Genomic DNA, 13,547 nt, shown 5'->3' with positions numbered 1-13,547 from the left:
CCCCGACTTAACACACCCTATCTGCTAGGAGTAAGGCATGAAACTGAAGCGTTTGATGGCGGCAATGACTTTTGTCGCTGCTGGCGTTGCGACTGCCCACGCGGTAGCCGCTGGCGTTGACCCGGCAATTCCGGCTTACACCAAGGTCACCGGTGTATCGGGCAACTTGTCCAGCGTTGGTTCCGACACTCTGGCCAACCTCATGACCCTGTGGGCTGAGAACTACAAGAAAGAATACCCGAACGTAAACATCCAGATTCAGGCCGCTGGCTCCGCCACTGCGCCACCTGCGCTGACTGAAGGCACCTCCAACCTGGGCCCGATGAGCCGCAAGATGAAGGACACCGAACTGGCGGCCTTCGAACAGAAATACGGCTACAAGCCAACCGCTATCCCGGTTGCCGTGGACGCCCTGGCTGTATTCGTACACAAGGACAACCCGATCCAGCACCTGACCATGGAACAGGTTGACGCGATCTTCTCGTCCACCCGTCTGTGCGGCGCCAAAACCGACGTGAAAACCTGGGGCGACCTGGGCGTGACCGGCGACCTGGCCAACAAGCCAGTGCAGCTGTTCGGCCGTAACTCGGTATCCGGTACCTATGGCTACTTCAAAGAAGAAGCCCTGTGCAAAGGCGACTACAAACCAAACGTCAACGAACAACCAGGTTCGGCGTCGGTTGTGCAGTCGATCAGCTCCTCGCTGAACGGCATCGGTTACTCGGGCATCGGCTACAAGACTGCCAGCGTGAAAACCGTTGCACTGTCGAAGAAAGGCAGCACCGAGTTCATCGAAGACACCGAAGAAAACGCCCTGAACGGCAAGTACCCGCTGTCGCGTTTCCTCTACGTATACGTGAACAAGGCCCCGAACAAGCCTCTGGCCCCGCTGGAAGCCGAGTTCGTGAAACTGGTTCTGTCGAAACAGGGTCAGGAAGTGGTAGTGAAAGACGGCTACATCCCACTGCCAGCCAAGGTTGCTGCAAAAGCACTGGCTGACCTGGGTCTGAAGGAAGGCGGCGCTGAAGTCGCAAAAAAGTAACAAATTGAGTCCAGAGTGAACCCCACCGGACTCTTGTAAAAGGCCGGATCTGCCAGCAGACCGGCCTTTTACACACCTCAAATTTTCGATCCTCTGCCAGTCCCGCTGGCGGTGGATTTGCTGCGTCACTGCACTGTCATCTTTCTGTCATACAGGATCGCTAGGGTGAGCGCATGAATGATCTGGCCAATTCCCCAATGACTACGACTTCCCCTCCCAAGCGCATTGATTTCAATACGCCTGAGCTGCAACGCAAGCGCCGCATTCGCGCGCTCAAGGATCGCTTCACCCGTTGGTACGTCCTCGTGGGCGGGCTGGCGGTGCTGGCAGCCATCACCCTGATCTTCTTCTTCCTCGCCTACGTCGTTGCACCGTTGTTCCAGGGTGCCAGCCTGACCGCGAAAGATGCCATTACCCCGGCCTGGATGCAGGACGCGGGCAAGCCGCTGATGATTTCGCTCGAAGAGCAGAATCAGGTGGCCATGCGCGTTTCCGACAAGGGCCAGGCACTGTTCTTCGATATCGACAGTGGCGCTGAACTGAAGCGCGTCGATCTGCCGGTTCCTGCTGGCGCAACCGTAACCTCCATCGGCGAAGACCAGCCAGGTCATCCGCTGGTGGCCGTGGGCCTGTCCAACGGCCAGGCGCTGGTGTTCCGTCACACCTATAAAGTCAGCTATCCCGATGGCAAGAAAACCATCACCCCGGCCATCGAATACCCGTACGGCAACACGCCGATCGCGGTGAACGAAAGCGGCGGGGCGCTGGAGCACGTGAGCCTCAACGCCACCGATTCGACCCTGATGCTGGTGGGCTCGACCGGTTCGCAGCTCAACGTGTTGGCGCTGACCAGCGAAGAAAACATGATGACCGGCGAAGTCACCAACGAGCAGAAGCGTATCGAGCTGCCGCAGATGACTGAGCCGGTGAAAAACATCTTCGTCGACCCGCGTCAGCAATGGCTATACGTGGTCAACGGGCGTGCCCAGGCCGACGTGTTCAGCCTGCGCGACAAGAGCCTCAACGGTCGCTACAAACTGCTGGAAAATGCTGACGCCGAAGTCACCGCAAGCACCCAACTGGTGGGCGGTATCTCGCTGATCATCGGTGACTCCAAGGGTGGTCTGGCCCAGTGGTTCATGGCCCGCGACACCGATGGCGAGTTGCGCCTGAAGCAGATCCGCACCTTCCAGATGGGCACCACGCCAATCGTTGAAATCACTGCCGAAGAGCGTCGCAAAGGTTTCGTTGCCCTCGATGCGTCCGGCAAGCTCGGCGTGTTCCACAGCACCGCGCACCGCACTTTGCTGGTTGAGCCGGTCGCCGAAGGCCAGGGCATTTTCGGTCTGTCACCGCGCGCCAACCGGGTGATCGTCGAGGCCGGCGGCAAGCTGCAACCGTTGCTGCTCGACAACCCGCACCCGGAAGTGTCGTGGAGCGCGCTGTGGAGCAAGGTCTGGTACGAGAACTACGACGAGCCTAAATACGTCTGGCAATCGACTGCGGCCAACACCGACTTCGAACCGAAACTGAGCCTCTCGCCACTGACCTTCGGCACCCTGAAAGCCGCGTTCTACGCCATGCTGCTGGCGGCACCGCTGGCCGTTGCTGCGGCGATCTACACCGCGTATTTCATGGCCCCGGGCATGCGCCGCAAGGTCAAACCGGTGATCGAGCTGATGGAAGCAATGCCGACGGTGATCCTCGGTTTCTTCGCCGGTCTGTTCCTCGCACCGTATGTGGAAGGGCACTTGCCGGGCATCTTCAGCCTGCTGATGCTGCTGCCGATCGGCATCCTGGTTGCCGGTTTCACCTTCAGCCGCCTGCCTGAGTCGATCCGCCTGAAAGTCCCGGATGGCTGGGAAAGTGCGCTGCTGATTCCGGTGATCCTGTTTGTGGGCTGGCTGTCGCTGTACATGAGCCCGTTCATGGAGAACTGGTTCTTCGGCGGTGACATGCGCATGTGGATCTCCCACGACCTGGGCATCACCTACGACCAGCGCAACGCTCTGGTGGTCGGTCTGGCCATGGGTTTCGCGGTGATCCCGAACATCTACTCGATCGCCGAAGACGCCGTGTTCAGCGTGCCGCGTGGCCTGACCCTCGGCTCCCTGGCCCTCGGTGCCACACCGTGGCAGACCATGACCCGCGTGGTGATCCTCACCGCCAGCCCGGGCATCTTCTCCGCGCTGATGATCGGCATGGGCCGTGCGGTCGGGGAAACCATGATCGTGCTGATGGCCACGGGTAACACCCCGGTCATGGAAATGAACCTGTTCGAAGGCCTGCGCACCCTGGCCGCCAACGTCGCGGTGGAAATGCCGGAGTCGGAAGTCGGCGGCAGCCACTACCGCGTGCTGTTCCTCTCGGCGCTGGTGCTGCTGTTGTTCACCTTCGTCATGAACACCCTGGCAGAACTGATTCGTCAGCGTCTGCGCAAGAAATACTCGTCGCTTTAAGAAAGGTAGAAGTCTGTGAAACAGAACTCCCTGAATGGATGGTTCAAGAGCGGCGCCCCGGGCGTCTGGATCAGCGGTGGCGCGGTGTCCATCGCGGTCATCATGACCATTGGCCTGCTGGCGGTGATTGCCGTGCGCGGCCTGGGTCACTTCTGGCCGGCGGACCTGATCCACGCCAGCTACGACGTGCCGGGCCAGGCCAATCACCTGGTCATCGGCGAAGTGGTGCAGAAAGAAGAAGTGCCGCGTGCCCGCCTGAAGAGCGCCGGCCTGCCGGTGCCCGATCAGGGCCCGGAATTCATGACCCGCGAGCTGATCAAGGTCGGCAACCGTGACCTGAATGGCAACGACTTCACCTGGGTGGTCGGCGAGTGGCTGACCAACCAGACCACGCCGCCAGAATTGATGGCCATCGAGCGTCGCGAGTGGGGCAACTTCTACGGCTACCTGGTCAACGTCAAACAGGATGGCAAGGTGATCGCCGAGGGCGAGGCTGCATGGCCCGAGCTGCAAGCGCGGATCAACCGTGTGAACGGCCTTGCTGCGCAGCTGAAGTCGCTGGAAAAGACCGACATCGGTGCGATCAACTCAGGGCTTGAGCGCATCCGTCTGCACGGCCGCAAACTGGAACTGGAAGGCAAACTCGACGCCACCGCGCAAGCGGACATGGACGCCGAGCGTGCCGAACTCAATGCCCGTTATCAGGACATCGAAGCGCGTCTGAGCGATCTGCATGCGCAGTTCAACCGCGACGCCCTGACTGCCCGCGATGCCAACGGCAAAGAGATCGAAATCAGCCTGGGCAAAGTGGTTCACGCCTATCAGCCGAATGCGATGGGCACGATGACCAAGATCGGTTTCTACTTCAGCAAGGTCTGGGAGTTCCTGTCCGACGACCCGCGTGAAGCGAACACCGAAGGCGGGATCTTCCCGGCGATCTTCGGCACCGTGATGATGACCCTGATCATGGCGATGATCGTGACCCCGTTCGGCGTGCTGGCAGCTGTGTACCTGCGTGAATACGCCAAGCAGAACGCCCTGACCCGGATCATCCGCATTGCGGTGAACAACCTCGCGGGTGTTCCGGCCATCGTTTACGGTGTGTTCGGTCTGGGCTTCTTCGTCTACGTGCTGGGGGGTTCGGTCGACCGTCTGTTCTTCCCCGAAGCATTGCCGGCGCCGACCTTCGGTACACCGGGCCTGCTCTGGGCCTCGCTGACTCTGGCGCTGCTGGCGGTGCCGGTGGTGATCGTGGCGACCGAGGAAGGGCTGGCGCGTATCCCGCGCACCGTCCGTGAAGGCTCGCTGGCACTGGGCGCGACCAAGGCGGAAACGCTGTGGAAGATTGTCCTGCCGATGGCCAGCCCGGCGATGATGACCGGCATGATCCTCGCCGTGGCGCGTGCTGCTGGTGAAGTGGCGCCGCTGATGTTGGTGGGTGTGGTGAAACTGGCACCGTCGCTGCCGCTGGATGGCAACTACCCGTACCTGCACCTGGACCAGAAGATCATGCACCTGGGCTTCCATATCTACGACGTCGGCTTCCAGAGCCCGAACGTCGAAGCCGCACGGCCACTGGTGTACGCCACGGCGCTGCTGCTGGTGCTGGTGATTGCGACCCTGAACCTGTCGGCAGTGTGGATTCGTAACCACCTGCGCGAGAAGTACAAAGCGCTGGACAGCTGATTTTGCAGCACTGATTTCTATGTGGGAGCGAGCCTGCTCGCGAAGGCATCACTGCGGTTTCATAGACAAACCGCAGCGCCTGAATCGCCAGCAGGCTGGCTCCCACAAAAACCGAACCGAATTTGTTAGCACAGGGAGCCTCCCATGCAGCACGAAACACATACCCACGGCATCAACATGTCTGCCCTGGGCCGCGACAAGCAGAGCCTGAGCCTCGAGCAGGAAACCGTCGCCATCGAAGTCCCGGGCCTGAGCCTGTTCTACGGTGAGAAGCAGGCGCTGTTCGACGTCAGCATGAACATCCCGAAACAGCGTGTGACCGCTTTCATCGGCCCGTCCGGCTGCGGCAAGTCCACGCTGCTGCGTACCTTCAACCGCATGAACGACCTGGTTGACGGCTGCCGTGTCGAAGGCGCGATCAACCTGTACGGCAACAACATCTACCGTAAGGGCGAAGACGTTGCCGAACTGCGTCGCCGCGTCGGCATGGTGTTCCAGAAGCCCAACCCGTTCCCGAAGACCATCTACGAAAACGTGGTTTACGGCCTGCGCATCCAGGGCATCAACAAGAAGCGCATCCTCGACGAAGCGGTCGAGTGGGCGTTGAAAGGCGCGGCACTGTGGGACGAAGTGAAGGATCGCCTGCACGACTCGGCTCTCGGCCTGTCCGGTGGTCAGCAGCAGCGTCTGGTGATTGCCCGCACCATCGCGGTTGAGCCGGAAGTGTTGCTGCTCGACGAACCGTGCTCGGCCCTCGACCCGATCTCGACCCTGAAAGTCGAAGAGCTGATCTACGAACTGAAGTCCAAGTTCACCATCGTCATCGTCACCCACAACATGCAGCAAGCCGCGCGGGTTTCCGACTACACGGCGTTCATGTACATGGGCAAACTGGTGGAGTTCGGCGACACCGACACCCTGTTCACCAATCCGGCGAAGAAGCAGACCGAAGACTACATCACCGGTCGTTACGGCTAGCAGACGCTGGTTGTCGCTCACTGAATTGACTGCGGCCCGCCGCACCTTACCGGACGCTCCAAGGACGCCAACATGATTAGTAAAGAAGGCCTTACCCACCACATTTCCGCGCAGTTCAACGCTGAGCTGGAAGAAGTGCGCAGCCACCTCCTGGCCATGGGCGGGCTGGTCGAGAAGCAGGTCAATGACGCGGTCACCGCGCTGATCGAGGCCGACTCCGGCCTGGCCCAGCAGGTGCGTGAGATCGACGACCAGATCAACCAGATGGAACGCAACATCGACGAAGAATGCCTGCGCATTCTCGCTCGTCGTCAGCCGGCGGCGTCCGACTTGCGCCTGATCATCAGCATCTCCAAGTCGGTGATCGACCTCGAGCGCATCGGTGACGAAGCGACCAAGATCGCCCGTCGCGCCATTCAGCTGTGCGAAGAAGGCGAAGCGCCACGCGGTTACGTCGAAGTGCGGCACATTGGCGACCAGGTGCGCAACATGGTCCGTGATGCGCTGGACGCATTTGCCCGCTTCGACGCCGATCTGGCCCTGTCGGTGGCGCAGTACGACAAAGTCATCGACCGCGAATACAAGACCGCCCTGCGTGAGCTGGCGACCTACATGATGGAAGACCCGCGCTCTATCTCGCGGGTTCTGAGCATCATCTGGGTCCTGCGTTCGCTGGAGCGCATCGGCGACCACGCGCGCAATATCTCGGAACTGGTGATCTACCTGGTGCGCGGCACCGACGTGCGTCACCTGGGCCTCAAGCGCATGAAAGAAGAAGTTGAAGGCACAAGCGGCGAAACCGCTAATGTTCCGGGCAATGCTGACGATAAGTAAGATTGCCTGAGAAAAGCGCCCGGCCCTTTGGCCGGGCGTTTTTGTTTGGGCGCTTGAATCAGGAAACCGAATTAAAAAGCAGCACCCGCGAACGAAAAGTCCCGGCGTGACTGAAGATTGTTGGCAATGTGCCATCAGCAAAGCGGTATGCTTGCCGGGATTTTTATAGGGGTGTTGGATGAGCAAGATCAGTGTGTTGGTCGTGGACGACGCTTCGTTCATTCGCGACCTGGTGAAAAAGTGCCTGCGTAACTACTTCCCGGGGATTCGTACCGAGGACGCCATCAACGGCAAAAAGGCCCAGGCGATGCTGGCCAAAGAAGCGTTCGACCTGGTGCTGTGCGACTGGGAAATGCCGGAAATGTCCGGCCTCGAACTGCTGACCTGGTGCCGCCAGCAGGACAATCTCAAGTCCATGCCCTTCATCATGGTCACCAGCCGTGGCGACAAAGAGAACGTGGTGCAGGCGATCCAGGCCGGCGTTTCCGGCTACGTCAGCAAGCCGTTCACCAACGAGCAACTGCTGACAAAGGTCAAGCAGGCGCTGAACAAGGTCGGCAAGCTCGACACCCTGATGAACAGCGCACCGACCAAGATGAACTCGGCGTTCGGCAACGACTCCCTGAGCGCATTGACCGGTGGCAAGCCTGCCGTGGTGGGTGGCGCGCCGGCAGCCGCTGCAGTCAATCCGTTCGCCAAGCCTGCTGCGGCCGCTCCGGCGCCTGCTGCTGCGCCGTCCCGTGGTTTGCTCAACAGTCCGCCGGTCCAGGCACCGGCAGCCTCGAAGGCGCCGGCTGCGGGTCGTGGCCAAGGCCAGTTGCGCCTGCCAAGCGGCACCCAGCAATGCGTGATCAAGGCTCTGAGCATCAAGGAAGCGCTGTTGGTGGTGAAGCGCACCGAGACCCTGCCGCAGATCCTCGACAGCGCCGTGCTCGACCTGGAGCAGGGCGACAACGCCGAAATCGCCCGTCTCAACGGCTACCTGCACGCCGTCGTCGCCCACGAGCCGAAGCCAGACAGCGAATGGCTGCAACTGACCTTCCGCTTTGTCGACCAGGACGCGCAGAAACTCGACTACATCTCCCGCCTGATCGCCCGTGGCACGGCGCAGAAGCACTTCGTTCCGGGCGCTTGATCTTCGTCGCCTGACACACCGCTTTCGCGAGCAGGCTCCCACATTGGAATGCATTTCAAAGGTGGGAGCGAGCCTGCTCGCGAAGGGGCTCTCACTTGCACTATCAATCTCCCAGACTGCCCAATTTGAAACATCTGTCGACTAGCCTGGTCTGTCTCAGCTGCTAGGCTCATTCCCAGGCCTTACTTCGACAGACTCTTGCCCATGCTCGCGCGCCTGCTGTTTTTCTGTGGTCTTTTCATGGCCTCCACCTCGGCTGTGGCCATGACGATCTACAAATCCACCGATGCCAACGGCGTGGTCTCGTACAGCGACCGGCCGAGCAAAGGCTCGCAGGTGTTCGTGTTTCAGGACCGTATGGTCGAGCACCTGGAGCGTCAGGTGTACCTCGACATCAAGAAGCAGAAGGGCACCGACGTGGTGTTCGTGCGCAACGACCTGTACGCGCCGGTTGAGGTGGCGCTGGCGTTTACCGGGATGAGCAACGTGCGTGGTGCACCGGCGCAGACGATCCGTCGGGTGCTGCCGGCGCGCAGCAATACGCGTCTGGCGCTGTTGACGGCGATTAGCGGCGGCCAGCCGCTGGTGTATACGCCGCAGTTCCAGTATTCGCTGGGCGACCCTGGCGGAGCTGCGCAGAGCTATCGCTATCCGTTGCCGTGGCGGGGTGGGCCGTTCCGTCTCAGTCAGGGTGCCAACGGCCAGTACAGCCACTACGGGCCGAAGAACAAGTATGCGATGGACATCGCCATGCCGGTCGGCACCCAGATCATCGCAGCGCGGGCCGGAGTGGTGGTGAAAACCGAAAACGCGCAGAGCGGGCGCGGCAATGATGCCTCGGGCAATTTCGTCCGGGTATTGCACGATGACGGCACGATGGGCGTGTACCTGCACCTCAAGCAAGGTTCGGTGAGCGTGCGCGAAGGGCAACGGGTGACGGTCGGCAGCCCGCTGGCGCTGTCGGGCAATACCGGCAACAGCAGCGGCCCGCACCTGCACTTTGTGGTGCAGCGCAATACCGGGCAGGGGCTGGTGTCGATTCCGTATCAGTTCAACCAGCCGCTGGGGGCGTTGCCCAACTTTGCGTTGGGCAAGCAGTAGAAGTGGTGGAGGGCCGCTGTGGAGGGGCTTTTGTGGTGAGGGGATTTATCCCCGATGGGCGGCGCAGCCGTCCCAAAATCATTGAAGGCATTGAGTCAGGAGTTACGCGATTGCAGATTACAGGGCCGCTCCGCGACCCATCGGGGATAAATCCCCTCACCACAGAAGCGTCCCCCAAAACATCCATCAATCCAGCATCAACACCTTCGCCAACACAATCTTCGGCCCCTTCATCTTCTTGATGATGATTCGCAGGCCTTCGACTTCCAGCACTTCTTCCTCTTCCGGCACCCGTTTCAGGGTTTCGTAGACCAGCCCGGCGAGGGTTTCGGCTTCGATGTGGTCGAGGTCGATGCCGAGCAGGCGCTCAACCTTGAACAGCGGCGTATCGCCGCGTACCAGCAGCTTGCCCGGCTGATAGGCGAGGATTCCGCGTTCAGCCTTGCGGTGTTCGTCCTGGATATCACCGACCAGCACTTCCAGCACGTCTTCCATGGTCAGGTAGCCGATGATGTTGCCGTCGGCTTCCTCGACCACAGCGAAGTGCGAACCGCCCTTGCGGAACTGTTCCAGCAGCTGCGACAGCGGCATGTGCCGCGACACGCGCTCCAGCGGGCGGGTCAGCTCGGCCAGGTTGAACGACTCGGGAATGTGGTCCAGCGCCGCCAGTTCCAGCAGCAGGTCCTTGATGTGCAGCAGGCCGACGAATTCCTGGCGCTCGCTGTCGTACACCGGGTAACGGCTGAACTTGTGACGGCGGAACATCGCGAGGATTTCTTTCAGCGGCGCGTTGAATTCCAGGGTGATCAGGTCTTCACGGGAGTTGGCCCAGTCGACCACTTCCAGTTCGCCCATTTCCACCGCCGAAGCCAGTACGCGCATGCCCTGATCGCTCGGATCCTGACCACGGCTGGAGTGCAGGATCAGTTTCAGTTCTTCGCGGCTGTAATGGTGTTCGTGGTGCGGGCCGGGCTCGCCCTGGCCGGCGATACGCAGGATCGCGTTGGCGCTGGCGTTGAGCAGGTAGATCGCCGGGTACATCGCCCAGTAGAAGAGGTACAGCGGCACCGCCGTCCACAGCGACAGCAGCTCGGGTTTGCGAATCGCCCATGACTTGGGCGCCAGCTCACCGACGACGATGTGCAGGTAGGAAATGATGAAGAACGCGGTAAAGAAAGAAATGCCCTTGACCACTTCCGGCGACTGCACGCCGACCGCGCTCAGCAGCGGCTCGAGAATGTGCGCGAACGCCGGCTCACCGACCCAGCCCAAGCCCAGGGAGGCGAGGGTGATACCGAGCTGGCACGCCGAGAGGTACGCATCGAGCTGACTGTGCACGGTGCGCAGGATGTGCCCGCGCCAGCCGTTTTTGTCGGCGATGGCCTCGACCCGGGTCGAGCGCAGCTTGACCATGGCGAATTCCGCCGCAACGAAAAAGCCGTTGAGCACAACCAGGATCAGAGCGAAAAGAATCATGCCGAAATCGGCGAATAGTGTTGCGAGGGACAAGCCAGGGGAAGGGTCCATGATGGAGTTTTGCGGGTTCCGTGTGATTCGTAAGAGAGAAAAAGTCGCGCCTGAAAGGCAGACGCAAGTCAGCCAATGTAGCGGCTGACATGGCGATTGCCTAGTGGCGCGTGCTGGCCGGTATCACTCGGCGGCGCTGATGGCCCGTGCATGAGCGACCTGGGCCGGGGCGAAATGGCAGGTGAACGTGCTGCCGTGACCGGGCACGCTGCTGATTTCCATCCGCGCGCGGTGGCGCAGCAACACGTGTTTGACGATGGCCAGGCCCAGCCCGGTGCCGCCGGTGTTGGAGTTGCGGCTGGAGTCGACGCGGTAGAAGCGTTCGGTCAGGCGCGGCAGGTGTTTGCTGTCGATGCCGATTCCCGAATCCTGCACGCTCAGGTGCGCGCCTTGCTCGTCGCCCCACCAGCGGATGCGGATGTTGCCTTCGGCCGGGGTGTATTTCACGGCGTTGAACACCAGGTTGGAGAACGCGCTGCGCAGTTCCGCCTCGCTGCCCTTGAGGAGGATTTTTCCGTCGGCCTCCAGGGTAATGCGCTGGTTTTTCGAGCCGGATAATTGCTGCGCGTCGCTCTTGATCGACTGCAGCAGGGTGTCGATCTGCACCGGCTGGTTATCCGACGGATAATCGGTGGCTTCGAGTTTCGCCAGCAGCAACAGATCGTTGAGCAGCGTCTGCATGCGCCCGCCCTGTTGCTGCATCTGCTGCAGCGCACGGCTCCAGCGCGGGTTCACTTCCTCGACGTTGTCGAGCAGGGTTTCCAGATAGCCACAGATCACCGTCAGCGGCGTGCGCAGTTCGTGGGAGACGTTGGCGATGAAGTCTTTGCGCATCTGTTCCAGTTGATGGATGCGCGTGACATCGCGCACCAGCATCAGGTGTTCGTTGTTGCCATAGCGGGTCAGGTACAGCTGAATGCGCACGCGATCATTGGTTGGAGACGGGATTTCCAGCGGTTCGGCGTAGCTTTCCTGCTCGAAGTATTCCTTGAAGCGCGGATGCCGTACCAGATTGGTCACCGGTTGGCCGCTGTCCTGCGGGGTCTTGAGGCCGAGCAGGGTTTCGGCGGCGCGGTTCCACCACTCCAGGTTGCCGTCGCTGTCGAGCATGATCACCGCGTCTTTCAGTGCGGCCGTCGACTCCTGCACCCGGTCGATCACCGCTTGCAGGCGCCCGCGCACCCGTTGGTCGCGGCGTTGCAGGTGGTAGATGCTGTCGAACACCTCACCCCACAGGCCGTAGCCGTCGGGCGGTGCTTCATCGGGTTGGTGCAGGCGCAGCCATTCGTGCAGGCGCAGCAGTTGCTTGAGCGTCCAGGCCAGGTAAAGGCCCAGGCCTGCAGCGAGGCTCCAGCCGTAATAGCCGGTGATCAGGCCGGTCACCAGACACGCTGTGACCAGCAACAGCATGTGGCGAATCAGGGTGCCATGCCAGTTTTGATTCACGGAAAATACGGTCCTTGTCAGCGAGTCTGGCGGTCGGGTCAGGCCTTGGTGGAAAACCGGTAGCCAGTGCCGCGCACGGTTTGTACCAGATTTTCGTAAGCATCGCCGAGGGCCTTGCGCAGGCGCCGGATGTGCACGTCGACGGTGCGCTCTTCAACATAGACGTTGCCGCCCCAGACCTGATCCAGCAGCTGCCCGCGCGTGTAGGCGCGTTCCTGGTGGGTCATGAAGAATTGCAGCAGACGGTATTCGGTCGGGCCCATTTCCGCCGGACGGCCGTCGATGGTCACGCGGTGGCTGATCGGGTCAAGCAGCAGTCCGCCAACTTCGATCGGCGCTTCGCCATCGGTCGGGCCGGCGCGGCGCAGCACAGCCTTGAGGCGGGCGACCAGTTCGCGTGGCGAGAACGGCTTGGTGATGTAGTCGTCGGCGCCGACTTCCAGGCCCTGGATCTTGTTGTCCTCTTCGCCCTTGGCAGTGAGCATGATGATCGGGATGTCCCCGGTCAGCTCGTCGCGCTTGAGGCGGCGGGCCAGCTCGATGCCGGAAGTGCCGGGCAGCATCCAGTCGAGCAGGATCAGGTCCGGTTTGCGGTCAACGATAATGGCGTGTGCCTGCTGCGAGTTTTCGGCCTCGAGGCAGTCATAGCCGGCCATTTCCAACGCAACGGCGATCATTTCGCGAATGGGCGCTTCGTCGTCGACGATCAGAATGCTCCTGCCAACCATGCCTTAATCCTCTTGTCATTTAACTGTCTTGCGCCGCATTAGATAACGGAATTATTGCAGTCGTGTGACAGTATTTTAGTCGCCCGGCGGATGGCGGGATCCTGGACTAAGCTCTAAGTCCGAATCCTGACAACCACAAAAGAAGGTTTCCATGACTCAAATGACTGTTTCTTTCAAAGCCCTGCTGATGGCTGCTGCACTGACTCTGCCTGGATTTGCCATGGCCGCCGAACCGGCCATGATGAAAGACGGCATGATGGTCGATCACAAGGGCATGACCGTTTATACGTTCGACAAGGACGCTGGCGGCAAGTCGATGTGCAACGGCGATTGTGCGAAGAACTGGCCGCCGATGATGGCGCCGGCAGGTGCCAAGGCTGAAGGCAAATGGACGGTGATCAAGCGTGATGACGGCATGATGCAGTACGCCTACGACGGCAAGCCGCTGTACACCTTCATGAAGGATGAAAAGCCTGGAGAAATGAAAGGCGATGGCATGAAAGACATGTGGCATGTCGTTCACGAATCACAGAAATAACCGCAATCCCCCTGTGGGAGCGAGCCTGCTCGCGAAAGCCGTGTGTCAGTTAACCCATTTGCTGACTGACACG

At 60.8% G+C, this 13,547-nt stretch carries 11 protein-coding genes; 8 read left to right on the top strand and 3 right to left on the bottom strand.

What is annotated here, in order from left to right:
• The first annotated feature begins 37 nt into the window (after positions 1-37).
• The 7 genes from HBN98_RS12065 to HBN98_RS12035 all read left to right on the top strand — a co-directional run bounded on the left by HBN98_RS12065 (position 38) and on the right by HBN98_RS12035 (position 9,235).
• Positions 38-1,042 carry a phosphate ABC transporter substrate-binding protein PstS gene (locus HBN98_RS12065; protein ID WP_083367521.1) on the top strand — a complete coding sequence of 335 codons (1,005 nt, stop codon included), beginning with the start codon at positions 38-40 and terminating at the stop codon, positions 1,040-1,042.
• Between the two features lie 425 nt (positions 1,043-1,467).
• Positions 1,468-3,501, top strand: coding sequence for an ABC transporter permease subunit (locus tag HBN98_RS12060; RefSeq protein ID WP_169844055.1), 2,034 nt, complete (start codon positions 1,468-1,470; stop codon positions 3,499-3,501).
• A gap of 15 nt (positions 3,502-3,516) precedes the next feature.
• Positions 3,517-5,187 carry a phosphate ABC transporter permease PstA gene (gene pstA, locus HBN98_RS12055; protein ID WP_064589857.1) on the top strand — a complete coding sequence of 557 codons (1,671 nt, stop codon included), beginning with the start codon at positions 3,517-3,519 and terminating at the stop codon, positions 5,185-5,187.
• A gap of 144 nt (positions 5,188-5,331) precedes the next feature.
• The gene (gene pstB, locus HBN98_RS12050; protein ID WP_007962289.1) at positions 5,332-6,165 is read left to right on the top strand and encodes a phosphate ABC transporter ATP-binding protein PstB; all 834 of its coding nucleotides are present in this window, start codon (positions 5,332-5,334) and stop codon (positions 6,163-6,165) included.
• A 72-nt stretch (positions 6,166-6,237) separates the two neighbouring features.
• Positions 6,238-6,999, top strand: a complete 762-nt coding sequence (gene phoU, locus HBN98_RS12045; protein ID WP_003229617.1) for a phosphate signaling complex protein PhoU — start codon at positions 6,238-6,240, stop codon at positions 6,997-6,999.
• Between the two features lie 178 nt (positions 7,000-7,177).
• Entirely contained in the window at positions 7,178-8,134 is a 957-nt protein-coding gene (locus HBN98_RS12040) for a response regulator (RefSeq protein ID WP_064589856.1), read from the top strand.
• A gap of 204 nt (positions 8,135-8,338) precedes the next feature.
• The gene (locus HBN98_RS12035) at positions 8,339-9,235 is read left to right on the top strand and encodes a peptidoglycan DD-metalloendopeptidase family protein (protein ID WP_064589855.1); all 897 of its coding nucleotides are present in this window, start codon (positions 8,339-8,341) and stop codon (positions 9,233-9,235) included.
• 186 nt (positions 9,236-9,421) lie between these two features.
• Here the strand turns inward: HBN98_RS12035 and HBN98_RS12030 are convergent, their stop codons facing one another.
• From HBN98_RS12030 to phoB, 3 genes are all read right to left on the bottom strand, one after another.
• Entirely contained in the window at positions 9,422-10,762 is a 1,341-nt protein-coding gene (locus HBN98_RS12030) for a hemolysin family protein (protein WP_064589854.1), read from the bottom strand.
• Positions 10,763-10,885: 123 nt separating this feature from the next.
• Entirely contained in the window at positions 10,886-12,172 is a 1,287-nt protein-coding gene (phoR, locus tag HBN98_RS12025) for a phosphate regulon sensor histidine kinase PhoR (protein ID WP_186352785.1), read from the bottom strand.
• A 74-nt stretch (positions 12,173-12,246) separates the two neighbouring features.
• Entirely contained in the window at positions 12,247-12,936 is a 690-nt protein-coding gene (gene phoB / locus HBN98_RS12020) for a phosphate regulon transcriptional regulator PhoB (RefSeq protein WP_003229608.1), read from the bottom strand.
• 151 nt (positions 12,937-13,087) lie between these two features.
• Between phoB and HBN98_RS12015 the strand changes: the two genes are divergently transcribed.
• A complete protein-coding gene (locus HBN98_RS12015) occupies positions 13,088-13,474 on the top strand; it encodes a COG4315 family predicted lipoprotein (RefSeq protein ID WP_083367523.1) in 387 nt (128 codons plus the stop codon).
• The last annotated feature ends 73 nt before the right edge of the window (positions 13,475-13,547 follow it).

Source organism: Pseudomonas koreensis, from assembly GCF_012986595.1.
In the GTDB taxonomy this organism is placed as follows: domain Bacteria; phylum Pseudomonadota; class Gammaproteobacteria; order Pseudomonadales; family Pseudomonadaceae; genus Aquipseudomonas; species Aquipseudomonas koreensis.
The sequence above is the reverse complement of the archived record's forward strand: the minus strand, read 5'-3'. Positions and strand labels throughout refer to the sequence as shown.